Source organism: Endobacter medicaginis (genome assembly GCF_014192375.1).
Taxonomy (GTDB): Bacteria; Pseudomonadota; Alphaproteobacteria; order Acetobacterales; family Acetobacteraceae; genus Endobacter; species Endobacter medicaginis.
In genome coordinates this window covers 25,453-47,905 of the sequence record NZ_JACHXV010000009.1, presented here as the reverse complement: position 1 = coordinate 47,905, position 22,453 = coordinate 25,453, and the positions used below count along the sequence as shown (strand labels likewise).

Below are 22,453 nucleotides of genomic sequence, written 5' to 3'. Positions count from 1 at the left end.
CCGGGCCGTGCCAGCGTCCGGACCCGATGTCAGGCCACCGTCTCGCCGGGCGCTGCGCACCCGTAGCGCTCCACCACCACGCAGAACGGCGCTTCGTGGCCGGACCGGTAGAGTGCTGCGCGATGCTCCAGTCCCCGCGCATCGAGCTGGGCCGCGATCAGCCGGCGCTGGAACCGCAGCCCGGCCACGGCGATCCCGAACGGCGTATCGGTCCGGGCCAGCGCGACCTGCATCGCCGGGTCGAGCGCCGTCTCGTCGTACCAGTTCTCGGCTTCCGACACCGCGATGTCGCCACAGAACATCCTGATGCGTCGGTAACGCGGACCCGCGGTCGGCAGCAGCCCGCTCGGCTCGGCCGGCGAGGGAGCGCCGGCGACGTCCAGGCGCTCGACATGCATACGTCCGGCCAAGCCGCGCGCCGCACACCAGCTTGCAAGCACTGCGGTCGCACTCGGCCCGCTGCGGAGTGCGGTATCGAGTGCTGCGAGCTCGTCGGGGGTCGAGATCAGCGCCGTCGCGATCACCCCAGATGGTCCATGATCTTGTCGAGCGTGATCGGGTAGTCGCGCACCCGCGCGCCACAGGCGTTGTGGATCGCGTTCGCCACCGCGGCCCCCGCGCCACAGACGCCGATCTCGCCCGCGCCCTTGGATTTGAGCGGATTGGTCTTGTCGTCGACCGCATCGAGCATGATCGCGTCGATCTCGCCGATATCGGCCTGAACGGGGATCAGATACTCGGCGAAATCGTGGTTGATGAAGGCGCCGGAACGTGTGTCCGCGACGAGGTTCTCGCTGAGCGCGGCCCCGACGCCGAGCGTCATGCCGCCGATGAGCTGGGAGCGGGCGGTCGCATGGTTGAGCACGCGGCCGATGTCGAACACGCCGAGCATGCGCCGCAGCCTGATCTCTCCGCTGTCGCGATCGATGCCCACCTCGGCGAAATGCGCGCCATAGGCGGCCTCGTAATACTGCTCGGAGAAGCTGCCGAAGCTGATCGAGCCGGTCGCGACCAGCGCACCACGCCGTACCAGGGCGCGCAGCGGCTGTGAGCGGCGGCGGCCGTCACCGATGCGGCCGCGGGCGAAGACCGCGCGGTCGGCGGGAATACGGGCCTCGTGCGCGAGGCGCGCGCGCAGGTTCATGCAGGCGTCATAGACCGCCGAGCCGCTGCTGCCCGCCCCCCACGACCCGCCCGAGCCGGAGCTGGCCGGAAAATCGGTGTCGCCGAGCGCCACCGTGACCATCGACGGATCGAGCCCGAGCATCTCGGCGGCGATCTGGGTGAGGATCGTATAGGTGCCGGTGCCGATGTCGGTCATCGAGGTCTGCACCAGCAGCCTGCCATCCCCCGACAGCGTCACTTTCGCGCCGCTCGGCCGATTGAGGTTGGTGCGGATCGCGCAGGCCATGCCCATGCCGATCATCCACGCCCCCTCGCTGCGCTGTCCGGGTGCGGTGCGTTTGCTCCAGCCGAATTTATCCGCGCCCAGCTTGAGGCATTCCACCAGCCGGCGTTCGGAAAAAGGCTTGCCGGTCTCCGGGTCCGTCTTCGGCTCGTTGCGCAACCGCAGCTCGATCGGATCGATCTGGCCGAGCTCGGCGAGCTGGTCCATCGCCGATTCCAGCGCCAGCAGCCCGACCGCCTCGCCCGGCGCGCGCATCGAGGCGGCCAGGGTGAGGTTCAGCGCCGCATTGCGTTGCTCGATCAGCAGGTTCGGCGTGGCATAGAGATGCCGCGTCTGCGCCGCCGCCTGCTCGTAGAAGGTGCGGTCGGGCAGGTTGCCGCTCCAGCAGCGGTGCGCCACCGCCTTGAGCACGCCATGGCGGTCGGCGCCGAGCTGCACCCACTGGATGGTGGCGGAGCGATGCGAGGTGGCGTTGAAGATCTGCGGCCGCGGCAGCGCGATCTTCACCGGCCGACCGGTGACCTTCGCGCAGGCGGCGGCGAGGATCGCATCCGGCAGCACCTGGAGCTTGGCGCCGAAGCCGCCGCCGACATAGGGCGAGAGGATTTCCACCGCCTCGCGGTCGAGGCCGAACAGGGCTGCCACCGCTTCCTGCGCCCAGTCCACGATCTGATGCGAGGTGTGCAGTGTCAGGCGCGGTGCCTTCGCATCGCGGCTGTTGGCATCATGCCAGATCGCCAGCGTCGCCGGAGGCTCCATCATCGCCTGGCTCTGTGCGGGCGTGCTGTAGCTCTCGTCGATACGCAGCGCGCAGCTGCCGAAGGCGCGGTCGAAATCGCCCTTGCGGCTGTCCGGGGGCGGGCCGCCGGCGGGCTTCGGCGCGTCGTATTGCTCGGTGCGCAGGTCGAAATGCGGGGATGCGTCGGCAGAGCACTCCACCTTGACCAGTGCCGCCGCCGCCACCGCCTGCTCGAAGGTCTCGGCAACCACGCAGGCGACGGGCTGTCCGTAATGATCGATGACATGGCTGGCGAGAATCGGATTGACCAGCCGGTTCTCCTTCAGCGCGGCCGCCAGCGCCGGACCGCTGGCATAGCCCTGCGGCATGTTGTCGTGCGTCAGCACCGCAATCACGCCGGGGGATGCTGTCGCCGCATCGGTGTCGATGCTGCCGATGCTGCCCAGCCCGATCGGGGCGGGCACCGGATAGCCGTAGAGCACGCCTTCGACTCCGTCGGGATGCACCTCATAGGCATAGGGTGCGCGGCCACTGACCTTCAGCGGACCCTCGACACGCGGCAGCTTCTTGCCAATCAGGCCGCCGGCGTTGATGTCGATCGCATTGCGGCCGACGGGCGCGGTCATCTCCATCGGTTCAGGCCTCTTTCGCCGCGTCGCGCAGGGTGGCGATCATCATCCGCCGTGCCAGCGGGATCTTGAAGTCGTTGGCGTTGTCGAGCCGGTGTGGATCGGCGGCGTTGCCGGTCGCACTTCCCTGTGCGCCGGACAGCAGCGCGTCGCAGAACGTCTTGAGCGCGTCGTCGCTGAGCTGCTGGCCGACCAGCCTGCTCTCCGCCTCCTCGATGCGCCATGGTTTCGGCGCCACCCCGCCGAGGGCGAGGCTGACGCGCGCGACACTCTGCTGCTTCATCTTCAGCGTCACCGCGACGGAGACCAGCGCGAACGCATAGGAGGCCCGATCACGCACCTTGCGATAACGCTGCGCGCCGTCGAGCGGCTGCGGCAGCACCACGGCGGTGATCAGTTCGCCGGGTTGCAGGATGGTCTCGATCTGCGGCGTGCTGCCCGGCAGAAGATGGAACTGCGCGATCGGGATCGAGCGCCCGAGCGTCTCCCCCGGCGCGCCCGGCAGGCGTGTCTCCACCACCGCATCGAGCGCGCGCATCGCCACCGCCATGTCGGAGGGATGGGTTGCCAGGCACGCCTCGCTGATGCCGAGGATGCCGAGATTGCGGGTCAGGCCCCCGCGCGCCGAACAGCCCGCCCCCGGATCACGTTTGTTGCAGTTCTGCGCGGGATCATAGAAATACGGGCAGCGCGTGCGCTGCAGCAGATTGCCACCGGTGGTGGCGCGATTGCGCAGTTGCGGCGACGCACCGGCCAGCAGCGCGCGGCTGAGCACTGGATAGCGCGCGACCACCAGCGGATGCGCGGCCAGGGTCGCATTGCGCACCAGAGCGCCGATGCGCAGCCTGCCGTCGGGAAGGTCCTCGATCCTGTCGAGCGCCAGCGCGTTGAGATCGACCAGCCGCTCCGGCCGCTCGATCTCCAGCTTCATCAGGTCGAGCAGGTTGGTGCCGCCGGCGATGTAGCGCGCCGCATTCGCCGACAGGGCGTCCTCGGGCTTGCGCGCACGCTGGTAGTCGAACGCCCTCATGCCGCCTTGCCCGCAAAATCCGTGATCGCGGCGATGATGTTCGGATAGGCGGCACATCGGCACAGATTGCCGCTCATGCGTTCACGCAATTCCGCGGCACTTGCCTCGTGCGGACCGTCGAGTTTCGCGCTGACATGGCTGGCCGCGCCCGATTTCAGTTCGCCGAGCATACCCAGCGCCGAGCAGATCTGCCCCGGCGTGCAATAGCCGCACTGGAAGGCGTCGTGATCGATGAAATGCTGTTGCAGCGCATGCAGATGATCGGGGCCGCCGACGCCCTCGATGGTGGTGATCGGTATGTTGTCGTGCATCACCGCCAGGGTCAGACAGGCATTGATCCGCACCCCGTCGAGCAGCACCGTGCAGGCGCCGCACTGGCCGTGATCGCAGCCTTTCTTGGTGCCGGTCAGCCGCAGCGTCTCGCGCAGCGCATCGAGCAGGGTGGTGCGCGGATCGAGGCTGAGCGCGTGCTTCTGTCCGTTGACCGACAGGGTGACGGCCACCTTCGCCACCTTGCGGGCGACGGGATGCGCGCCCGCCGGCTTCGCGGGGGGGGCTGCGGGTGTCGGCTCGGCCCGTGCCGGACGATCGAGCCCGCCGGCCAGCCCGAGTGCTGCGCCTGCCTGGAGCAGGGCGCGCCGCCCAGGCGGGTGCTCGTCCCGCGTGCGGGAGGGGCGGTCTGGATCGGTCATCTGCCCTCCGGCCATCGTCTGTACCGGGCCATTGTGCCGCAGAACGCGTCCTGCCGGAAGCGTCGCCCCTGTTGCGCGACATGGTCCCGCGCCACACTCTGCCCGTATCGGCGACAGGCAGGGGGCGGGGACGGAAGATGGCGCTGCTGGAGGCATCGGGTCCGGCCAATGTCACCGAGGGCGTGCCGCCCGCGCGGCAGACCATGCCGGTCGACCGGGTGTTCTGGAGCCATTTCTCGCCCAATCTCGGTCCTGGAGGCTGGGTGTCGGGGGTGCTGCTGGTGCATCTCGGCCTCGGCCCGCTGACCGGCATCGCGGCGATCCTGGTCGGCAACATCCTCGGCGCGCTGCCGGTCGCACTCGCCGCGGTGATCGGGCCGCGCACCGGTCTCACCCAGATGGAGGCGTCGCGCCGCGTGCTCGGCGATCGCGGCCTGCGCCTGCCGTCGTTGCTGAACTGGATCTACTGCGTCGGCTGGGACGCGGTGAACAATGTCCCCGCCGCCGCGGCCCTCGGCTCGCTGCTGCTGCTGTTCGGGGTCCCGATGCCGTTCTGGGCCGCTCTCGGCGTGCTCGCCCTGTGCCAGATGGCGGCCAGCATCTATGGCCATGACCTGGTGCAGGGGTTGCAGAAGTTCCTCGGCGGGCCGCTGTTGCTCGCCTTCATCGGCATCGGCGTTCTGTCGGTCGCCCGTGGCGGATTCGGCGCCAATTACGCTCCGCAGGCGAGTTGGCCCAACATCGTGCTGGCCACCGCGGTGATCGCCAGCTTCAACCTCTCCTGGGTGTCGTATTCGTCGGACTACACGCGCTACCTGCCCGCCAGCACGCCACCGGCGCACATCATCCGCCTCGCCCTGGCCGGGCTGCTGTGTTCGTCAGCGCCGTTCCAGATCCTCGGGCTGCTGACCGCCGGCTCGCTCGGCGAGGGCTCGCCGCTGGGTGTGATCGACGCGCTGCGCGACCAGGCAGGCTGGCTCGGCTGGGCGGTGCTGGCGGTGATCGCGCTGTCGTCGATCACCGGCAATTCGGTCAACGACAATACCGCCGCCTACAGCCTGATCTCCGCCGGACTGCGCCTGCCGCGCACAATCGCCGCCCTGCTGACCGCCGCACTCGGCTATGTCCTCGCCGTGGCCGGGGCAGGCTCGTATGCCGATTTCTACGCCCGCTATCTGGTGCTGACGATGTACTGGATCGCGCCATGGAGCGCGCTGGTGCTGGCCGACTGGTATCTGCGCCCGCCGGCCAGCCTGCACACCGATGCGCGCGCCGATCGCGCCTGGACGCTCGGGGCGAGCATCTTCGTCGTCACCACCATCGCCACCATCGCGCTGTTCGCCAGCTCCGAGGTCTATACCGGTCCGGTGGCGCGGCTGCTCGGTGGGGCGGATATCGGCTATTATGTCGGCTTCGCGAGCGCCTTCCTCGCCTATGCCTGGCTCGCGCCCCGGCACGACCCGTCACTCAGCGTTACACCATAACATCCTCTGGTCAGCGCCGCCGCTTGCCGCCATGATCGCGCCCCATTGTCGTCTCGTATCAAGGCAACGGAGCCCGCATGACATCCATCCGCCTCGCCGCCACCCTGCTGGCCGCGACCATGTTCACCGCCGCGCCGCTGCGGGCGGACGACTCCAAGACCACCCATACCGACGTCAAGACCACCACCGACGCGCCGAAGGAAAAGCTGGTGGCGCAATCCGCCGGCTCCGACGGCAGCGTCACCGTCGGCGGCAAGCCGGTGGCCTATCATGCGGTGGTCGGCACGCTGGTCGTGCATCCCGATGGCTGGCAGCCCAACATCGTCAATGACGGAGACGGCAAGGGCGACGACAGGAAGGACGCGCTCGCCGCGATGTCCTATGTCGCCTATTTCGCCAAGGGCGCCGACGCCTCGAAGCGCCCGATCACCTTCATCTACAATGGTGGGCCCGGTTCCTCGACGGTGTGGCTGCATATGGGCGCATTCGGCCCGAAGCGCGTCTCCACCTTCGATCATTCGCACACGCCGGCGGCGCCCTACAGCCTGGTCGACAACGACGAAAGCCTGCTCGACGCCTCCGACCTGGTATTCATCGACGCGCCCGGCACCGGTTTCGGACAGCTCTCCGGCAAGGAGGCGAAGAAGGCGTTCTGGGGCACCGACGAGGACGCGCATGCCTTCGCCAATTTCATCGAGGCGTTCCTGTCGCAGTACAATCGCTGGAACTCGCCCAAATACCTGTTTGGTGAAAGCTACGGCACCACCCGCTCGGCGCAACTCGCCTATCTGCTGCAGAGCGAAAAGAACATCGATCTCAACGGCGTGATCCTGCTGTCGCAGATCCTCAATTTCGACTTCAACGATGATGATCCGCAGGACAATCCCGGCAACGACACCATCTATGCGCTCGCCTTGCCGACCTACGCCGCCACCGCCTGGTATCACCACCGGCTGCCCAACCAGACCATCGCACTGAAGGATCTCCTTGCGCAGGTCGAGAGCTTCGCGATGGGCGACTACACGCAGGCCCTGCTCGCAGGTGCGAATCTCGATCCCGCGAAGAAAGACGCGATTGCCGCGAAGCTGCATGAGTTCACCGGTCTGCCGGTCGAGTATCTCAAGCGCGCCAATCTGCGCGTCAATGGCGGCGAGTTCGAGCACGAGCTCCAGATTGATACCGAGACCGCGACCGGGCGGCTGGATACGCGTTTCTCCGGACCGGTGATGGACCCGCTCGACCGCGAGGTGGAATACGATCCGCAGTCGAACGCGATCAGCAGCGCCTATGTCTCCGCTTTCAACGCCTATGTCCGCAATACGCTGCATTTCGGCCAGGACCGGACGTACCTGCCGGAGATCGACGTGTTCAAGGACTGGGACTTCAAGCATCAGCCGCCCACCGCCAGCCAGCCGCAACCCGGAACCGTCAACGTGATGGCCGATCTCGCCTGGGCGATGAAGGGCAACCCGACGATGAAGGTGATGCTCAACGGCGGCTACTACGATCTCGCCACCCCGTTCTATGCCGGGCTGTTCGAGATGTCGCATCTGCCGATGCCGCAGCGCCTGCAGGCCAATATCGAATACAAGCAGTATGAATCCGGCCACATGGTCTATGCGAACCTGCCCTCGCTGAAGCAGCTGCACGACAACGTCGCCGATTTCATCCACCGCACCGAGGCGCCGTCGCAGAAGGAAGGCGCCGTCGATGCGCATTGAGGCGGCCTGTCTCGCCTCGCTGCTGCTCTGCGCGCAGGCGAGCGCCGCCCCGGCGTTCCAGATCGTCGAGAGCGTACCGAAAGGCACGTCCTTCGGCGCGCGCGACACGCTGCGCACGCAGCCGGTCTGGATGTCGATGATCGCGGGCGCGCGCAGGACAATCGACATTGCCGCCTTCTACATCACCGACCATCCCGGCTCGACGCTGACGCCGGTGCTCAAGGCGATCGCGGAGCGCGCGCGCTCCGGCGTGCATGTCCGCATCCTGCTCGACCAGACCTTCATGCGCGAGACCAAGGGCAATCTCGCTTTGCTCGAGGGCGTCCCCAACCTGGAGATCGCCATCCTGCCGATGCGCGATCTCACCGGCGGTGTGCTGCACGCCAAATACATGATTGTCGATCATGCCCGTGTCTTCGTCGGCAGCCAGAACTGGGACTGGCGGGCCCTCGAGCAGATTCACGAGGTCGGCGCGGCGATCGACGACACGAAGTTCGGTGAGACCTTCACCGCAGCGTTCGATTTCGACTGGGCGGCCGCGAAACGCCCCGATCACGCACAGATCGCTGCCGCCCGGGACAATGCGCTGGGCTTTGCTCCTGTCACCGCCTTGCATCCGGTCGAACTAGCCGCCGCCGATGGCCCCGTCTCGGTCTTTCCCGCCTTCAGTCCACCGAGCCTCACCCCCGCCGCGCTGAGCGACGAGCAGACCAGCCTGGTGGCGCTGATCGGCAAGGCAAGATCGGTCTTCCGCCTCCAGGTGATGACGCTGAGTGCCCTCAAGGGCTACGGTGCGAAGGGCTGGTGGCCGGAGATCGACAGCGCGATCCGCGATGCCGCCGCGCGCGGCGTTCAGGTGCGCATCATCGTCGCCGACTGGGCACTGCACGAGCCGATGCAGGCCTATCTCAAATCCCTGGCACTGATGCCCAACATCACTGTCAAGTTCTCCACCGTTCCGCAGAACCCCACCGGCTTCATCCCCTACGCGCGCGTCGAACATGCCAAATACGCCGTCACCGACGAGACCGACGCCATGATCGGCACCGGCAACTGGGAATGGTCCTATTTCGCCAACACCGTCGATGCCTCGGTCCTCATCCACGGTGCCGGACCGGCGCAGACCCTGGCGCGCATCTTCGATGCGGACTGGACCGGTCCCTACGTCACCCTCATCGACCCGGCCGGCCACTACAGCCCACCAAAGGTGCAGCCCTGACACGGGGACGCTGTCCCCCTGTCTGATGATTCGCGGGTGCAGGGGGCCGAGCCCCCTGCCGGGGGGTTAGGGGGGGCAGCGCCCCCCAAGCCGAGACTACTTCTCGGTGATCTTGTAGACGATGACGACGTGGCCGGGCTGCGGGTAGGTGACGTCGGGCTGCAGGGACATGCCGACATCGGCGTCCTTGTAGACCTGCTGGATCGCCTTGACGTCGGCGGAGAGGTCCTCGTTGGTGACGGGAGCGCCGGCGTGGAGCTTGATGGCCGCGTTGAGCTTGTCGCTCGGCACCTGCTTGTTGCCGGTGATGGACACCGAATCGACGATGAGCTGCGCCTTCGTCGGCGGCGGTGCCGCGCTTTCGTTGGAGATGACGTAGGTCACCTTCACCGTGTTGCCGAGATAGGTGGCCCTCGTGCCGAGCTCGGCACCGACATTGTGCTTCTTGTAGACGCCGCCGACATCGTCCGCACCCTGCGCGATCTCGGCGCGGGTGACGGTATCGCCGGTATGGAACGGGATCGCCGCCATCAGCTCTTCGGTGGGCACGATCGCATTGCCGCTGACGGCGAGGGCCTTGAGCTTGAGCGGGGCGTCCTCGGCCGGCACGGCGGTCGGGGCGGCGTGAGCGAGCGGGGCTGTGGCGAGCAGGCTGCCGAGCATCAGGGCGCGGAGGGGGATGGGCGTCATGAAGAGGGTTCCTTTGGGCGAACGGATGCGACGATCATGCGGTGATCAGGCGGCGTCGGGCAACGGGGCCGGAGCAAAGTCGGCCTCCGGCCGGATCAGGAAGCGGCGGTCGAGCACGCGGGTCAGCGGCAGCAGAACGATACAGATGGCAGTGCACACCACGCCGAACCAGAACAGGTGCTCGAACAGCGCGCCATAGATCGGCAGGGTGGCGGCCGGATCGGGGACGTCGGTCTGCGGCACCGAGGCGAGGGTGGCGACCCATGAGCCGAGATACATCGAGATGCCGACCGCGGTGAAATAGGCGCCCATCATGAAGGCGCTGACCCGTGCCGGTGCGTAGCGGGCGGCGGCGGCGAGGCCGAGCCCGCTGACCATCAGCTCGCCGACCGAGATCGCGCCATACCCGGCGACCATCACCCAGGGCGAGACCAGAGGCGTACGGCTCCACAGGCACGACAGCCACCAGATCAGGAACCCGCAGGTCACCAGCGCCATGCCGATGGCGAACTTGGTGGCGAGCGTCACGGTGTGGCCGCCGCGGGCGAGGCGGGTATAGGTCCAGGCGAGCGGCGGCGAGGCGAGCATGATCCAGATCGGGTTCAGCGCCTGGAACTGGCCGGCGGAGAAATGCCACAGCGTAGTGCCGAACAGGGTGAAGTCGCCCGAGACGTTGCGCAGCGCGAACAGCGTCAGCGAGGTCGCCTGCTGCTGGTAGAAGATGAAATACAGCATCGTCTCGAAGGTGAGGATGTAGAGCACCGCGAGCCCGGCGCGTTCGCGCGGGGCGGCCCGGCGAAAGAAGATCGCCCAGATGGCCACCACGACCAGTCCGGCGAGATAGACGCAGGCCCGGGCCACGGCGGGGTGCTGCAGCACGAAGGCGACCGCCACCATCGCCGCCAGCGCGCCGAGGGCGACCAGACCCACGTGCCGCACCGACAGCGGGCGTGCGTCGGGCTCCGAGCCGATATGGGCGAGGCGGCGATGCATCAGGCCGTAGTTCAGCAGCCCGAGGGCCAGGCCGAGGGCGCAGACGCCGAATGCGGCCGGCCAGCCGAACGCGTCCTTCAGCCACGGGCAGAGCAGGATCGACACCGTCGAGCCGACATTGACCGCCATGTAGTAGAGCGTGAACGCTGCATCGAGCTGCGCATCGTCATCGGCATAGATGCGGCGCACGAGGTTGGAGGCGTTGGACTTGAACAGCCCGTTGCCGACCGCGATCACCGCCATCGCGGCATAGAGCTGCCCGGTGCCGCTCTGGGGTGCGGCCAGCAGCGCGTAGCCGACCATCAGCGTCGCCGCACCGGCGAGCATGGTCCGCCTGGAGCCGAGGATCTGGTCGCCGACCCAGCCGCCGATCGCCGGCGAGGCATAGGTCAGGGCGGCGAACGCGCCCCACAGCAGGCTGGAGCGGCTGTCCGGGAAGCCGAGCCGCTGCACCATGTAGAGCAGCAGCACGGCCTGCATGCCGTAATAGCCGAAGCGTTCCCACAGCTCGATCAGCAGCACCACCAGGAAGGAACGGAAGCGGGCCGGGCGTTCGGAAGCAAGGACATGCGTCATGGCTGCACACCTCGCCCGTCGCAGGCCCGCTTGGCAAGGGTGCGCTGCGTCGCGGTTGTCGACCCTGGACCTCGGTGCCACATAGGCGTGGAACGATGCCCTCGTGACGGGAGATACCCTTATGCGCCTTGCTGCAGCCTCCATCATCGCTTTCGGCCTCGCCGCCGCCCCGGCCGCGCGCGCCGCGGTCACCGCGCCGCAGGTGCCGGCCGGGCAGAGCAAGCCGGTCACCGCGCCGTATGACACCACCGCCGACGCCCACAAGGCGGTCGATACGGCGTTCGCCAGGGCGAAGGCCGAGCATAAGACCGTGCTGATCGATTTCGGGGGCAACTGGTGCCCGGACTGCCGCATCCTCGCGGGCGTGATGGCCAATCCGGCGCTCGCCCCATGGATCGAGCAGCATTTCGTCGTGGTGAAGGTCGATGTCGGCCGCTACGACCGCAACATGGACCTCGAAGCCAAGTATGGCGGTGCGGCCAAGGGCGTCCCGGCGGTGATCGCGGTGACGCCGGAGGGCAAGATCCTCAACCCCGACGATACCCGCGCGCTGGCCGATGCGCGCTCGATGTCGGATCAGGCGGTCGCCGACAAGCTTGCCGGCTGGGCACCCGGCTGAGGACGCGCCCCGCACACCGGCATGCTCCACGGCCTCTATCTGATGGCGCTGGTCGCCGAGGCGATGAGTGCCGCGCTGGCCGCCGGGCGTCGCGACATGGACTGGTTCGGCGTCGCCATGCTGGGCTCGATCACCGCGCTGGGCGGCGGTTCGTGTCGCGACATTTTGCTCGGCCGGCATCCGCTGTCCTGGGTGGCGCATCCGTCGCTGCTGCTCCTCACCGGCGGGGCGGCGCTGGGTACGGTGCTGATCGCGCGCCATGTCGCGCGGCTGCATCGCACCTTCCTGCTGCTCGACGCGGTCGGGCTGGTGGTGTTTACCTTGATCGGCTGCGATCTGGCCCGCGCGATGGGGCTGTCGGTGGCCGTCGCGGTGGTCAGTGGCATGATCACCGGCTGCTTCGGCGGCGTGCTGCGCGATATCCTTTGCAACGAGGTGCCGCTGCTGTTTCGCAGCGAGATTTATGCCTCGGTGTCGCTCGCTGTGGGCATGCTCTATCTCGGCGCCCTGCGATTCGGCGTCCCGCATGACATCACCGTGGTGGCGGCGATGGTGGCCGGGCTCGGCCTGCGGCTGACCGCGATCGCGCGCGGCTGGGCGTTCCCGGTGTTCCGCTGGCGGGGCGCGTGACGCACTATTCGCAGTTCGTCGCGCCGTGGCCGATGCAGTCCTCGTGCGCGACATAGTGCTGCACGGCCGGAAAGACGAAGAAACCGACCAGCAGCAGCCCCGCCACCGTGCCGAGCACGATCCATGCGGTGTAGTCGGGCCTGCGTGCCATGGCATCTCCTGTTCCGGCAGCAGCCTAGCCAAACGCCCGCGACGTTTCCACTTCTTCCGGTAGCCCAACGAAGGCAGACGGCAGCAGCACCTCTCCCGGGCCCAGTCTTCGCCGTGTCGGCCACGCCTCGCCGTCGCACAGGGCGGCGAGCCGGTCGCCACCAAGTCGGTCACGCAGGTGCCGGAACTCGCATCGGACCACACCCCAGAGTGCCGCCTCGTCGACGCCGGTGGCCAGTGCGAGATGGAAGACCGCCTCGGCGATGTTGCCGACCAGCAGCGCATCGACCAGGTGCCTCCAGCCCTCCTCCTCGTCGCACAGCACGCGGCCCTGCCGCCATTCGCCCGCCCAGCGACGGCGCAGCAGGCGCACCCGCTCCGTCCCGCGCAGCCACAGCCGCGCCGGCAGCCCGACGGCGTCGCTGCCGATCAGCACGTCGGGCAGCCGGGGCGCGAGAGCGACGCCATGCGCCAGCCAGGCCCGCATCACCCCGCCCGCCAGCAGCCGGACATAGCGCGACAGCCACAGCACGGCCGCCTCCGTCGTCGGCAAGGTAAGTTTCTCGACGGTCAGCGCGATGGCGCGGATCGAGGCGGGGCGGCCGAGCTCGTTGCGCGACCAGGTGAACAGCGACGAGGCGACGCGCGGGCGCAGCCGGTCACGCAGCGCGACCGGGATCTGCATCGGGTAGACGATGCCGAACCCGTCGGCGAGTACCTGCCCCGCGCCCGGGGAATCGAGGGCGAGCGTGCTGGCGGAGGGCTCGCGCAGCAGCAGCAGCGTCTGCCCGCCCGGCTCTGCCTCCGACGTGTCGAGCACGCGGCCGAGCAGATGCGACAGCCGCACGCTGCGTTCGAGCTCGCTCCATGCCTGCCAGCCGTTCTCGCCGTCGATGCGTGCCGGCACCGACATCCTCAGCATCGCCGGCAGGGCGGGATGATACAGCGTGCGCACCGAACCGGTCGGATAGAGCGGCAGCCCGCGCAGGCCGGCGGGGGCGATGCGGCCGCTGGCCAGCAACTGTCGGAAGGCCGGGTTTTCCTGCAGGCGCGCTGCCGCCCAGGGATGGCAGGGGTAGAGGTCAGGCAGGCCGGCGATGCAGTCCAGCATCTCGCCGCGCTCCGGCCCGAGCCAGCGGATCAGCCCCGGATCAACCGCGAACCACTGCAACTGCAGGGCCGAGCCGGTTTCCGGCGAGCCATAGGCCAGCGCGGTGGGATCGACCCTGCCGCGCGCCTTGGGGGCGGGGTCCATCGCGTCGCCCCAGAGCTGGAACTGCTCGGAATCGCGCAGCGCATCGGCGGACGAGCGCAGCGGCGCCGGCAGCACGTGCAGGCGCCGGAGGAACAGCTCGAGACTGTCGCGGCTGTCGGCGACCAGTGTGGCGATCTGCGGCGCCAGCGCCTGGGTGAGCGCATCGAGGCCGAGCGGCTGCCACCTCGCACCCGGGCCGGGGCGGTGGAAGGGGGCGGAGGCGAAATGGCAGCGTCCGAGCCGGCTGGCCTGTGCGACGGCGATCACCAGGCGCCCCCGTCCGACCCGCATCCGCAGCACCGTCATCGTGCGCAGCGCCTCCGGCCGGTCGCCGCCGCGATAATCGAGCCGCGCCTCGCCGCGCGGCAGCGCGACCTCGCGCAGCACGCAGTTGAGCAGGCATTCGATGCCGTAGCGTTCCGCCTCGCGCGTCGCATAAGCCCCCAGCGTTCCCGCCGGCGATGCCTCGTTCATCCACTCCCTCCTGCGTCATCCACTCCAAATAGTAGGAATGATAATCATTCTCAACACAAGCGGAATTCGTCTGTCGCTCTTGCCGCCGACGGCCACGCGCCCTGTGGTCCTTTCTATAGGTCCAGCTCGCCCCGCATCACCGCGACGCAGCCTCCCGCCACGGCTGCGCGTACCTCGTCGCCGTGGCGCCACGCCTCCGCCTCCAGCCGGCTCGGTCGCCCCATTTCGACCCCCTGGCTGATCGCCAGCTCGATTCGGTCGGCCTGCGTTCGTTCGCAGAGCAGGGCGGCGAGTGCCACGGCCGCCGAACCCGTGGCCGGATCCTCGGCGATGCCGTCATTGGGCGCGAACATCCGCATGCGCGCGGTCGCGTCGCCGGTGCGGGCGTAGAGACAGAGGTGGAAGCGCCGGTCGATCGCCGCGTGGGCGGCCGCATTGCTCGTCGCGCGGGTCAGCGCCTCGCCGTCGACCTCGGCGATGACGAAATCCACGCCCACCCCGGCGGTAATTGGCGGATGCAGCGCGGTGCGCACGTCGGCCGTGGCCAGGCCCGCGGCGCGGGCGATGATCGCGGTGTCGAAGTGCGCCCCCGTGCGCAGCTTCTGCGGTGCCTCCAGCCGAGCCGCCACCGCCTCGCCCTGCGGGTTGCGCATCACCTCCAGCACCACCAGCCCGGCCGCCTCCTCGAAGCGCAGCACGCCGCCCCGGTCGCGCCCGCCGCGGGCCAGCGCGATGGCGGTGCCGATATTGGGGTGGCCGGCGAAGGGCAGTTCGCCGTGCGGGGTGAAGATGCGCACAAGGGCGGTGTTGGCCGGGTCGGATGGCGGAAAGACGAAGGTGGTCTCGCTGTAGTTGAATTCGGCGGCGATCGCCTGGCACAGCGCGGTGTCGAGCCCGCGCGCATCCGGCAGCACGGCGAGCGGATTGCCGCCGAAACGCGTGTCGGTGAACACGTCATAGGTCTCGTAGAGATAGCTGGTCATCGGAGCGGGCCCTGTTTGGTGCGTCGGCTGGCAGCTTCCAACGCCCGGCATGCGAGCGCCAGCACCCCCGCGCTGCGCGCCGCCTCGGGCAGGGCGGCGATCTCGTCGGGTGTGAACCAGCCGAGCTCCAGCGCATCGTCGGCGGCGCAGGCGGTGCCGCGAGGTTCGGTGCAGAGCAGGGCGACCAGCACGAAATGATGCCCCGGACCGATCACGTCGATCGCGTCGAGCACCGCGCCGGCGCGTGCGGCGAGCCCGGTTTCCTCGCGCAGTTCGCGCACGGTGGCATCGGCGAGGGTCTCGCCCGGCTCGATCCGTCCGCCGGGAAAGCCCCATCTTCCGGCATCCGGCGCCTTCGCCCGACGCACCAGCAACAGCCTGTCGCCCGCGACCACCACGGCCAGCACGGCGGGGACGGGCAGGGTGAGGTCCTGTGTGTGGCGCATGGCTTGATTGCAACCTCGCGATGGCTTGTCAGCCCGGCGCGGGCGGCGTAGGGGGCGTCGCATCGCCGAACCGAGACAGGATATCCGACCATGCGCCGACCCCGCCCCGCGATCCGCCTTTCCGCATGGCTCGCCTCCGTCAGCCTGATCGGCCTCGCCTCCGGTGCCGCGGCCCGCGCACAGGTCCCCGCGCCCGCCGCCGGCCAGGCGCTGCCGCAGCCGCTGGCGATGCCGCCCGCGATCCCCGCCCCGCGCGACATCGCCTATCCCGGCACGCTCGGGCTGGAGGTGAACGCGACCGATCTCGACCGGCATGTGTTCTCGGTCACCGAGACCATCCCGGTGCCCGACGAGATCGCCCGCTCGGGCGGCGACATGGTGCTGCTGTATCCGAAATGGCTGCCCGGCAATCACTCGCCGAGCGGCCCGATCGACCAGTTCGGCGGCCTGGTGGTCAGTGCGGAGGGCAAGCCCCTGGCGTGGGCGCGCGACACGGTGGATGTCTATGCCTTCCACGTGCCGGTGCCGAAAGGCGCGAAGAGCCTGGAGGCGAAATTCCAGTTCCTCTCGCCGATCACCAGGGAGGAGGGCCGGGTGGTGATGACGCCCGACCTGCTGAACCTGCAATGGAACGCCACAGCCCTGTATCCGGCCGGTTATTTCTCCCGCGACATCAAGGTCGATGCCCGCGTGGTCCTGCCGGAGGGCTGGGGCTACGGCACCGCGCTGCGTCCGCTCAAGGCGCAGCGCGATGACGGGGCGCGCCTCGCCCCGATCGCCTTCCAGACGGTGGATTTCGCCACCCTGGTCGACTCGCCGCTGTTCGCCGGCAGATACTACCGCAAGATCGACCTGACCCCCTCGGGCAGCAACGCCCCGGTCAGTCTCGACCTGTTCGCAGATACGCCCGACAGCCTCGATGCCACCCCGGCCCAGATCGCGGCCCATCGCGCGCTGGTCACACAGGCCTATCTGCTGTTCGGTTCCCACCACTATGCGCATTACGACTTCCTGCTCGCGCTGACCAAGCAGCTCGGCGGCATCGGCCTCGAGCACCACCAGTCGAGCGAGAATTCCGGCCCGCCCGGCTATTTCACCGAGTGGGACAAGACCTTCCCGATGCGCGACCTGCTGGCGCATGAGTATACCCATAGCTGGAACGGCAAGTTCCGCCGCCCGGCCGATCTGTGGGCGCCGAACTTCGACGTCCCCGAGCGCGATTCGCTGCTCTGGGTCTATGAGGGTCAGACCCAGTACTGGGGCTATGTCCTTGCCGCACGGGCGGGGCTGATCACCGCCGACCAGGCCCGCGACGCCATCGCCGCGGTCGCCGCGGCCTACGACAACCGTGCCGGCCGGCTGTGGCGCCCCGTGCAGGACACCACCAACGATCCGATCATCGCGCAGCGCGCGCCGCTGTCCTGGACCTCGTGGCAGCGCAGCGAGGACTATTATTCCGAAGGCCAGCTCATCTGGCTCGATGCCGACACGCTGATCCGCAAGCTGTCGGGCGACAGGCACTCGCTCGACGATTTCGCGGCGCGGTTCTTCGGCGTCGACAGCGGTTCGTACGTGACCGCGCCGTACAAGTTCGAGGACGTGGTCGCGGCCCTCAATGCCGTGCAGCCTTATGACTGGGCGTCGTTCCTGCGCGCGCGGCTGGATCGCGTCGGCCCCGGCGCGCCGCTCGACGGTCTCGCCCAGGGGGGGTGGAAGCTGGTCTACACCGAGACCCCCACGCCTTACCTCAAGGCATACCAGGACGAGCGCAAGCTGCATGATTACAGCTATTCGATCGGGCTCAGGCTCGACAACGATGCCCATCTGACCGATGTCGCCTGGGGCGGCCCGGCCTGGAAGGCGGGGCTGGCGCGCGACGCGACGCTGCTGGCGGTCAACGGCGTCGCCTACACGCCCGAGCGCCTGTCGGCGGCGATCACCGCGGCCAAGCCCGACAAGGGTGCCCCCGGCCAGGCGCTGACGCTGCTGGTCAAGGCGGGCGAGCGCTACCGCACGGTGAGTCTCGATTATCATGGCGGCCTGCGCTACCCGCATCTCGAGCGCATCGACGGCGCGCAGGACCGGCTCGACCAGATCCTCGCATCCCGGAAATGAACCACACCAGGCGATCCGCATGGCAGGACCGCGTCCGTATGGGTTGCCCCGCGGGCGCGGTCGTGGCAGTCAGCCGCGCGTCTGCTACGCCTGAAGGATAATGATGAGCGGCTTCAAGGGCTTCAAATATACCGATCGCCAGTCCGCCGCAGCCGCGGCCCGCGAGGCGATGCTGGCGAAATTCAAGGCCCGTCCGGCCGCCGACGATCCGGAAGTGCTGCGCATCGCCGCCGAGCGTCGCGCCGTAGCCGAGGCGCGCGAACTGCGCGAGGCCGAGCGCAAGCGCCAGCGCGCCGAGGAGACCGCGCGGCGCGAGGCGGAGGAACTCGCCCGCATGCAGGCCGAGGAAGAGGCCCGCATCGCCGCCGAGATCGAGCGCGTCCGCGCCGAGAAGGCGGCCCGCGACGCAGCGTGGGAAGCGGCTCGAGCCGCAGCACGCCGGCGCGGCTGAGAGACGACACTACATCGCCGGAGCACGGGTGAAAATGTGGCCGTGCAGCGGGCCGAACGCCGCCGGGCTGTGCACCGCCCGGTCATAGGCCAGCAGCAGATAGCGCGTCGTCCAGTCGTCGGCGACCTGCTCCGAGCCGAAGGCGAATGTCACTCGGGCCGGTGTCATGCGCCCGGCCAGCGCCGCATCGCTCCAGAACGCCGAATGGCTGCGATCGCCGCGCTTGATGTTGATATACCAGTTGGCCAGATCGGACACTTCGTCGAGCGCGATGCATTTCCTCATCTCGTCCGGGCGTCGGGCGGAGGCATAGCAGGTCTCGATCGTCTCGACGGTCCCGCCGCCGGGGTAGGAATGGATGGCGAGCTGCTGGCCCGCGTCGTCGGCCAGTGCTTGGGCATCGAGCCGGTCCGCCTGCGCCCTGGCCGCGGGGATCGTGGCCATCGGCATCGCCAGTGCGCCCATTGCACCCGCCAGTATCAGACGACCCAGCATCCCATGCGCTCCCGACCGACGTCTCGAGTCTTGCACGCGAGGCCCCGGGCCGGGGAAATCACAAATCAGCCAGCGCGGCCGCACAGCCCGGCGCCGCCTGGCAGGGCGATGGAGAACTGCGCCGCCAGCGCATCGGCGGCGTCGCAGTAGCGGGCGGTGCTGGTGCGACGGTCGAGCAGGGTGAAGGAGGCCGACCGCGCGCCGGTCTCGAGCTGGTAGACCAGCACGTCCATCCGGCGCGGCTGGCCCCAGGGCTGCGGGTCGTCGGCCGCCGGCTGGGCGGCCAGCAGCAGGGTGGCCGGCACGCCGCGGATCTTGGCCCGCGCATAGACCGCCGCTCCCCGGCCGGGATTGAACACGCCTGAGATGCCTCCGGTCGGCTCGGCAATGGTGACCACGTCCCAGCCGTCATCACGCGCGCCACTGCCCTCGCGCGGCAGCAGCGCCATCAGCGACGGCGCGCCGGCACCTGGCATGCGGGCCACCACCACCTCCGCCCGGCGCCCGTCAGGGGCGAAATGCGCCACCGTCGCGATGCCCTCGCGCAGCGGGATCGGGATCACGTTGGTCACCCCGGCCGCCCCGCGCGCGGCACAGCCGCCGGACGATCCGGCGGCGAGCAGCACGAGCAGGGCGGCGGCTGTGCCGCGCGCGAGGCGGCCGGTCGGTCGGGTGGTCATCTGGTTCTGGCGGTCCCGGTCAGTTGAACGGATTGTCGGCGTCCATCCCCGGCGGGACGATCTTCACCGTGATGTCGCGCCGGCGGGCGATGGCGGTCTCGCCGTCGAAATCCGGGCCCAGCGGCAGATGCGCCAGCGCGATCCGGGCCGGGGCGATCGCATCGGGGGTGTCGGTCACGGGTGCTGCGCAGTCATGCACGAAGGCGTCGAGGCCGACGAGGCAGTTGTAGCGCACCGTCTCCAGCGCGCTGCCCGCCTTGCCGCGCATCACCACCTCGTCCGGCGCGGTGACGACGGCAAGCCGGCGCTGGGCGGGGGTGATGAAGCGCACCTGCATGCGCCGGTGCGGATCGCCGGTGCCGGCGGTGAAACGCACCTGGGCGAGGAACGCACGTCCGGCCTCGGCGAAGGCGGGGTTCGAGCCCCAGGCGAGGTGGCAGGTGCTGGCACCGCTCGGCGCGACGTTGCAGAAACCCACGAACATGCCCATCACCCCGTCATGCTGTTCCTGCTTCGGATAGACGGGCGGTTTCGAGTGGGCGCGATCGACCTCATTGGCGGGCTGTACGCCGTCCGCGCATCCCGCCAGCAGGACCGCAAAGGGCAGCGGCAGCAGGCAACGCATCGCTCGCCTCATTCTCGGTCTCTCCGCGGAATTGGGGATCAGTGCCGGGGGATGTCGTTGTTGAGCCAGATGCCGTGCGGCGAACGCCCGGTCGCGATGGTGGTGTACTCGCCGCTGACCGGATCGATGACCGCGACGTGCTGGCGCCAGCGCAGCGTCGCCCACATCTTGCCGTCCGGGGCGAAGACGATGTCGTCCGGGCCGCCGGGGACGCGGAAACTGTGCTGCAGCGCGAGCGTGGTCGGGTCGAGCTGGTCGATATAGCCCGACACGCGCGCGGTGACATAGACATGCCGCCCGCCCGGATCGAGGAAGATGTTGTGTGGCCCCGGCTGGAGATGGATCTGGCGGATCGTGTGCCCGTCGGCCGGATCGGCCACCGCGACGTAGTCGGTCCCCATCACGCCGACCAGGATCTGCCCATTATGGAACAGCACGCCGGCCGGTGTGCTGCCGACGGGCACGTTCCAGATCACCCGACCGGTCGCGGTCTCGATCGCCATCAGCCGCCCGCTCTGCTGGAGGCTGACATAGACCACCGAGGAATCGGGCGCGTAGTTGGCGTGGCTCGGCATCGATTTCGCGACGATCCGGTGCAGGAGTTGGTAGCTGTGCGCGTCGTAGATGTCGATCTGGTCGCGGGCGAGGCCGGCGACGGTGAGATACCGGCCGTTCGGGCTGAAGAAGAGCTGGTATGGATCGGAGATGGTGATGTGGTTCTGCATCTCGCCGGTGACCGGATCGAGGAAGAACAGCGCGTTGCCGCTGGTATCGCCGACCGCCAGGTGCTGGCCATCCGGCGTCAGGGCGAGATGGTGCGGCTCGCGCAGCACCGGCAGGCGGCGGATCTCGCGTCGGGTGAGATAGTCGAACTCGCTGATCGTCGCATCGGCCGAATTCAGCACGAAGGCGATCGGTGCCGCCTCGGCGGCGGGCGCGGGGCAGAGTGCTGCAAGCAGCAGCAGCACGGGGGTCGTCAGGCGGCGCAAGGGGTCGGTCTCCGGGCGGGGCGGGCCCCATGCAAGGCCCGCCCGGGCCGCGTCTGTCAACCGTGCAGCCGCGCGCGTGGCAATTCGTGACACGCGCGGGCGCGTCGCGATGACGATGCGCCCTTGCCGACGCCCCCGCGCTTGCCACATGAAGGGCTCCGCGCACAGGAAGTCCCGAGCATGTTCATCCAGACCGAAGACACCCCCAATCCCGCTACGCTGAAGTTCCTGCCCGGCCGCGACGTCGCCGGCAGCGCCAGCGCCGATTACGACGCGCCCGACTCCGCGCACTCGAGTCCGCTGGCCGAGGCGCTGTTCGCGATCGATGGGGTGGCGCGGGTCTATCTGGGTGCCGATTTCGTTGCCGTCACCAAGACCGAGGATGCCGACTGGCCGATGCTGCGCGGCAAGGTGATCGGCGCGTTGGTCGACCACTTCGTCTCCGGTGCGCCGGTGTTCCATGGTGAGGCTCCGGCGGGCGCGGACGAGGAGATCGCCCCCGAGGACGCCGAGATCGTGGCCCAGATCAAGGAACTGCTCGACACCCGCGTGCGCCCGGCGGTTGCCGGCGATGGTGGCGACATCGTGTTCCGCGGCTACCGCGACGGCATCGTGCGGCTGACCATGCAGGGCGCGTGCAGCGGCTGCCCGTCCTCACGCGCGACGCTCAAGCACGGGGTGGAGAATATGCTGCGCCACTACGTTCCCGAGGTGCAGTCGGTCGAGCAGGTCGACGCCTGACATGTCCGGCGCGGTGGCCGACGAGGTCGCGGACATCACGGCCGACGCCGAGGCCATGCTGGCGCGGCTGTTCGACGACGCCCATACACCGCGCGCCTGGTCCGACCGGCCCGTGCCCGAAGCCCTGCTGCGTCGCCTCTACGACGCGGTCAGGCTCGGCCCCACCTCGGCCAACTGTGCGCCGGCGCGGCTGATGTTCCTTACCACCCAGGACGCACGCGCGCGCCTTCTTGGCGCGCTGTCACCGGGCAATGTCGAGCGCGTGCGCACCGCCCCCGTCACCGTGATCGTCGCCTGGGATCCGATGTTCTACGAGCATCTGCCGAAACTGTATCCGCAGGGCGATGCGCGCGGCTGGTTTGCCGCCGACCCGGTCCTCGCCGAGGAGACCGCGCAGCGCAATGCCGCCCTCCAGGGGGCGTATCTGATCCTCGCCGCCCGCGCGCTCGGGCTGGACGTGCTGCCGATGTCCGGGTTCGACAACCACCTCGTCGATGCGCAGCTCCTCGCCGGCGAGGGGTGGCGCAGCCATTTCCTGGTCAGCCTGGGACACGCCTCCGGGCCGCCGCCCGAGCGCGCGCCGAGGCTCGACTGGAGCGAGGCCTGCCGGCTGCTGTGA

At 69.1% G+C, this 22,453-nt stretch carries 23 protein-coding genes; 9 read left to right on the top strand and 14 right to left on the bottom strand.

Annotated elements, in window-relative coordinates:
- Window positions 1–29: 29 nt before the first annotated feature.
- Genes FHR90_RS12065 through FHR90_RS12050 form a run of 4 tightly spaced genes read right to left on the bottom strand, consistent with a single transcriptional unit; the run spans window position 30 to window position 4,498 of the window.
- Window positions 30–524 carry a hypothetical protein gene (locus tag FHR90_RS12065; RefSeq protein WP_176624649.1) on the bottom strand — a complete coding sequence of 165 codons (495 nt, stop codon included), beginning with the start codon at window positions 522–524 and terminating at the stop codon, window positions 30–32.
- The gene (locus tag FHR90_RS12060; protein WP_218062075.1) at window positions 521–2,773 is read right to left on the bottom strand and encodes a xanthine dehydrogenase family protein molybdopterin-binding subunit; all 2,253 of its coding nucleotides are present in this window, start codon (window positions 2,771–2,773) and stop codon (window positions 521–523) included. The genes FHR90_RS12065 and FHR90_RS12060 overlap by 4 nt, the downstream gene beginning before the upstream one ends.
- A 10-nt stretch (window positions 2,774–2,783) precedes the next feature.
- The gene (locus tag FHR90_RS12055) at window positions 2,784–3,806 is read right to left on the bottom strand and encodes an FAD binding domain-containing protein (protein ID WP_176624645.1); all 1,023 of its coding nucleotides are present in this window, start codon (window positions 3,804–3,806) and stop codon (window positions 2,784–2,786) included.
- Window positions 3,803–4,498 (bottom strand): 2Fe-2S iron-sulfur cluster-binding protein, encoded by a 696-nt coding sequence (locus FHR90_RS12050; protein ID WP_183275311.1) that lies wholly within the window; start codon window positions 4,496–4,498, stop codon window positions 3,803–3,805. Before FHR90_RS12050 ends, FHR90_RS12055 begins: the two co-directional genes overlap by 4 nt.
- Before the next feature lie 137 nt (window positions 4,499–4,635).
- On the opposite strand from FHR90_RS12050, the gene FHR90_RS12045 reads away from it, so the two are divergent.
- The 3 genes from FHR90_RS12045 to FHR90_RS12035 all read left to right on the top strand — a co-directional run bounded on the left by FHR90_RS12045 (window position 4,636) and on the right by FHR90_RS12035 (window position 8,922).
- Window positions 4,636–5,982, top strand: coding sequence for a purine-cytosine permease family protein (locus FHR90_RS12045; protein ID WP_176623703.1), 1,347 nt, complete (start codon window positions 4,636–4,638; stop codon window positions 5,980–5,982).
- Window positions 5,983–6,059: 77 nt separating this feature from the next.
- Window positions 6,060–7,703 (top strand): S10 family peptidase, encoded by a 1,644-nt coding sequence (locus FHR90_RS12040; protein ID WP_176623701.1) that lies wholly within the window; start codon window positions 6,060–6,062, stop codon window positions 7,701–7,703.
- Window positions 7,693–8,922, top strand: a complete 1,230-nt coding sequence (locus FHR90_RS12035; RefSeq protein ID WP_176623698.1) for a phospholipase D-like domain-containing protein — start codon at window positions 7,693–7,695, stop codon at window positions 8,920–8,922. Before FHR90_RS12040 ends, FHR90_RS12035 begins: the two co-directional genes overlap by 11 nt.
- A 96-nt stretch (window positions 8,923–9,018) precedes the next feature.
- Here FHR90_RS12035 and FHR90_RS12030 read toward each other — a convergent pair whose 3' ends face one another.
- Window positions 9,019–9,612 (bottom strand): POTRA domain-containing protein, encoded by a 594-nt coding sequence (locus tag FHR90_RS12030; protein WP_176623696.1) that lies wholly within the window; start codon window positions 9,610–9,612, stop codon window positions 9,019–9,021.
- A gap of 45 nt (window positions 9,613–9,657) precedes the next feature.
- Window positions 9,658–11,181, bottom strand: a complete 1,524-nt coding sequence (locus FHR90_RS12025) for a peptide MFS transporter (RefSeq protein WP_176623694.1) — start codon at window positions 11,179–11,181, stop codon at window positions 9,658–9,660.
- Between the two features lie 121 nt (window positions 11,182–11,302).
- On the opposite strand from FHR90_RS12025, the gene FHR90_RS12020 reads away from it, so the two are divergent.
- Together FHR90_RS12020 and FHR90_RS12015 are read left to right on the top strand one after the other, a co-directional pair.
- Complete coding sequence (locus tag FHR90_RS12020) at window positions 11,303–11,800, top strand: thioredoxin family protein (protein WP_183275310.1); 498 nt, start codon at window positions 11,303–11,305, stop codon at window positions 11,798–11,800.
- Window positions 11,801–11,821: 21 nt separating this feature from the next.
- Window positions 11,822–12,430: a trimeric intracellular cation channel family protein gene (locus FHR90_RS12015; RefSeq protein ID WP_176626426.1), complete on the top strand. Its 609-nt coding sequence runs from the start codon at window positions 11,822–11,824 to the stop codon at window positions 12,428–12,430.
- A gap of 4 nt (window positions 12,431–12,434) precedes the next feature.
- Here the strand turns inward: FHR90_RS12015 and FHR90_RS12010 are convergent, their stop codons facing one another.
- The 4 genes from FHR90_RS12010 to FHR90_RS11995 all read right to left on the bottom strand — a co-directional run bounded on the left by FHR90_RS12010 (window position 12,435) and on the right by FHR90_RS11995 (window position 15,738).
- Window positions 12,435–12,581: a hypothetical protein gene (locus FHR90_RS12010; RefSeq protein ID WP_176626424.1), complete on the bottom strand. Its 147-nt coding sequence runs from the start codon at window positions 12,579–12,581 to the stop codon at window positions 12,435–12,437.
- Between the two features lie 24 nt (window positions 12,582–12,605).
- Window positions 12,606–14,309 carry an IucA/IucC family protein gene (locus FHR90_RS12005; RefSeq protein WP_183275309.1) on the bottom strand — a complete coding sequence of 568 codons (1,704 nt, stop codon included), beginning with the start codon at window positions 14,307–14,309 and terminating at the stop codon, window positions 12,606–12,608.
- A gap of 113 nt (window positions 14,310–14,422) precedes the next feature.
- Entirely contained in the window at window positions 14,423–15,292 is an 870-nt protein-coding gene (locus tag FHR90_RS12000; RefSeq protein WP_183275308.1) for a PhzF family phenazine biosynthesis protein, read from the bottom strand.
- A complete protein-coding gene (locus tag FHR90_RS11995) occupies window positions 15,289–15,738 on the bottom strand; it encodes an NUDIX hydrolase (RefSeq protein ID WP_176626963.1) in 450 nt (149 codons plus the stop codon). Before FHR90_RS11995 ends, FHR90_RS12000 begins: the two co-directional genes overlap by 4 nt.
- Before the next feature lie 90 nt (window positions 15,739–15,828).
- On the opposite strand from FHR90_RS11995, the gene FHR90_RS11990 reads away from it, so the two are divergent.
- Together FHR90_RS11990 and FHR90_RS11985 are read left to right on the top strand one after the other, a co-directional pair.
- The gene (locus tag FHR90_RS11990) at window positions 15,829–17,853 is read left to right on the top strand and encodes a M61 family metallopeptidase (protein ID WP_183275307.1); all 2,025 of its coding nucleotides are present in this window, start codon (window positions 15,829–15,831) and stop codon (window positions 17,851–17,853) included.
- Between the two features lie 103 nt (window positions 17,854–17,956).
- Complete coding sequence (locus tag FHR90_RS11985) at window positions 17,957–18,304, top strand: DUF6481 family protein (RefSeq protein ID WP_183275306.1); 348 nt, start codon at window positions 17,957–17,959, stop codon at window positions 18,302–18,304.
- 9 nt (window positions 18,305–18,313) lie between these two features.
- Here the strand turns inward: FHR90_RS11985 and FHR90_RS11980 are convergent, their stop codons facing one another.
- From FHR90_RS11980 to FHR90_RS11965, 4 genes are all read right to left on the bottom strand, one after another.
- Window positions 18,314–18,799, bottom strand: coding sequence for a hypothetical protein (locus tag FHR90_RS11980; RefSeq protein WP_176627021.1), 486 nt, complete (start codon window positions 18,797–18,799; stop codon window positions 18,314–18,316).
- A gap of 65 nt (window positions 18,800–18,864) precedes the next feature.
- Window positions 18,865–19,479 carry a hypothetical protein gene (locus FHR90_RS11975; RefSeq protein WP_183275305.1) on the bottom strand — a complete coding sequence of 205 codons (615 nt, stop codon included), beginning with the start codon at window positions 19,477–19,479 and terminating at the stop codon, window positions 18,865–18,867.
- A 19-nt stretch (window positions 19,480–19,498) separates the two neighbouring features.
- On the bottom strand, window positions 19,499–20,104 hold the full coding sequence (locus tag FHR90_RS11970; RefSeq protein ID WP_176625502.1) for a hypothetical protein: 606 nt from the start codon (window positions 20,102–20,104) through the stop codon (window positions 19,499–19,501).
- 38 nt (window positions 20,105–20,142) lie between these two features.
- Window positions 20,143–21,093: a YncE family protein gene (locus FHR90_RS11965; protein ID WP_246330235.1), complete on the bottom strand. Its 951-nt coding sequence runs from the start codon at window positions 21,091–21,093 to the stop codon at window positions 20,143–20,145.
- 180 nt (window positions 21,094–21,273) lie between these two features.
- Between FHR90_RS11965 and FHR90_RS11960 the strand changes: the two genes are divergently transcribed.
- Both FHR90_RS11960 and FHR90_RS11955 read left to right on the top strand, forming a co-directional pair.
- The gene (locus FHR90_RS11960) at window positions 21,274–21,834 is read left to right on the top strand and encodes a NifU family protein (protein ID WP_176625498.1); all 561 of its coding nucleotides are present in this window, start codon (window positions 21,274–21,276) and stop codon (window positions 21,832–21,834) included.
- Between the two features lies 1 nt (window position 21,835).
- Window positions 21,836–22,453, top strand: a complete 618-nt coding sequence (locus FHR90_RS11955) for a malonic semialdehyde reductase (protein ID WP_176625496.1) — start codon at window positions 21,836–21,838, stop codon at window positions 22,451–22,453.

Bases quoted from the DNA above. Each gene is read 5' to 3' on its own strand.
- FHR90_RS12060 (WP_218062075.1), bottom strand. From the start codon at position 2,773: ATGACCGCGCCCGTCGGCCGCAATGCGATCGACATCAACGCCGGCGGC.
- FHR90_RS12055 (WP_176624645.1), bottom strand. From the start codon at position 3,806: ATGAGGGCGTTCGACTACCAGCGTGCGCGCAAGCCCGAGGACGCCCTG.
- FHR90_RS12050 (WP_183275311.1), bottom strand. From the start codon at position 4,498: ATGACCGATCCAGACCGCCCCTCCCGCACGCGGGACGAGCACCCGCCT.
- FHR90_RS12045 (WP_176623703.1), top strand. From the start codon at position 4,636: ATGGCGCTGCTGGAGGCATCGGGTCCGGCCAATGTCACCGAGGGCGTG.
- FHR90_RS12040 (WP_176623701.1), top strand. From the start codon at position 6,060: ATGACATCCATCCGCCTCGCCGCCACCCTGCTGGCCGCGACCATGTTC.
- FHR90_RS12035 (WP_176623698.1), top strand. From the start codon at position 7,693: ATGCGCATTGAGGCGGCCTGTCTCGCCTCGCTGCTGCTCTGCGCGCAG.
- FHR90_RS12030 (WP_176623696.1), bottom strand. From the start codon at position 9,612: ATGACGCCCATCCCCCTCCGCGCCCTGATGCTCGGCAGCCTGCTCGCC.
- FHR90_RS12025 (WP_176623694.1), bottom strand. From the start codon at position 11,181: ATGACGCATGTCCTTGCTTCCGAACGCCCGGCCCGCTTCCGTTCCTTC.
- FHR90_RS12020 (WP_183275310.1), top strand. From the start codon at position 11,303: ATGCGCCTTGCTGCAGCCTCCATCATCGCTTTCGGCCTCGCCGCCGCC.
- FHR90_RS12015 (WP_176626426.1), top strand. From the start codon at position 11,822: ATGCTCCACGGCCTCTATCTGATGGCGCTGGTCGCCGAGGCGATGAGT.
- FHR90_RS12010 (WP_176626424.1), bottom strand. From the start codon at position 12,581: ATGGCACGCAGGCCCGACTACACCGCATGGATCGTGCTCGGCACGGTG.
- FHR90_RS12005 (WP_183275309.1), bottom strand. From the start codon at position 14,309: ATGAACGAGGCATCGCCGGCGGGAACGCTGGGGGCTTATGCGACGCGC.
- FHR90_RS12000 (WP_183275308.1), bottom strand. From the start codon at position 15,292: ATGACCAGCTATCTCTACGAGACCTATGACGTGTTCACCGACACGCGT.
- FHR90_RS11995 (WP_176626963.1), bottom strand. From the start codon at position 15,738: ATGCGCCACACACAGGACCTCACCCTGCCCGTCCCCGCCGTGCTGGCC.
- FHR90_RS11990 (WP_183275307.1), top strand. From the start codon at position 15,829: ATGCGCCGACCCCGCCCCGCGATCCGCCTTTCCGCATGGCTCGCCTCC.
- FHR90_RS11985 (WP_183275306.1), top strand. From the start codon at position 17,957: ATGAGCGGCTTCAAGGGCTTCAAATATACCGATCGCCAGTCCGCCGCA.
- FHR90_RS11980 (WP_176627021.1), bottom strand. From the start codon at position 18,799: ATGCTGGGTCGTCTGATACTGGCGGGTGCAATGGGCGCACTGGCGATG.
- FHR90_RS11975 (WP_183275305.1), bottom strand. From the start codon at position 19,479: ATGACCACCCGACCGACCGGCCGCCTCGCGCGCGGCACAGCCGCCGCC.
- FHR90_RS11970 (WP_176625502.1), bottom strand. From the start codon at position 20,104: ATGCGTTGCCTGCTGCCGCTGCCCTTTGCGGTCCTGCTGGCGGGATGC.
- FHR90_RS11960 (WP_176625498.1), top strand. From the start codon at position 21,274: ATGTTCATCCAGACCGAAGACACCCCCAATCCCGCTACGCTGAAGTTC.
- FHR90_RS11955 (WP_176625496.1), top strand. From the start codon at position 21,836: ATGTCCGGCGCGGTGGCCGACGAGGTCGCGGACATCACGGCCGACGCC.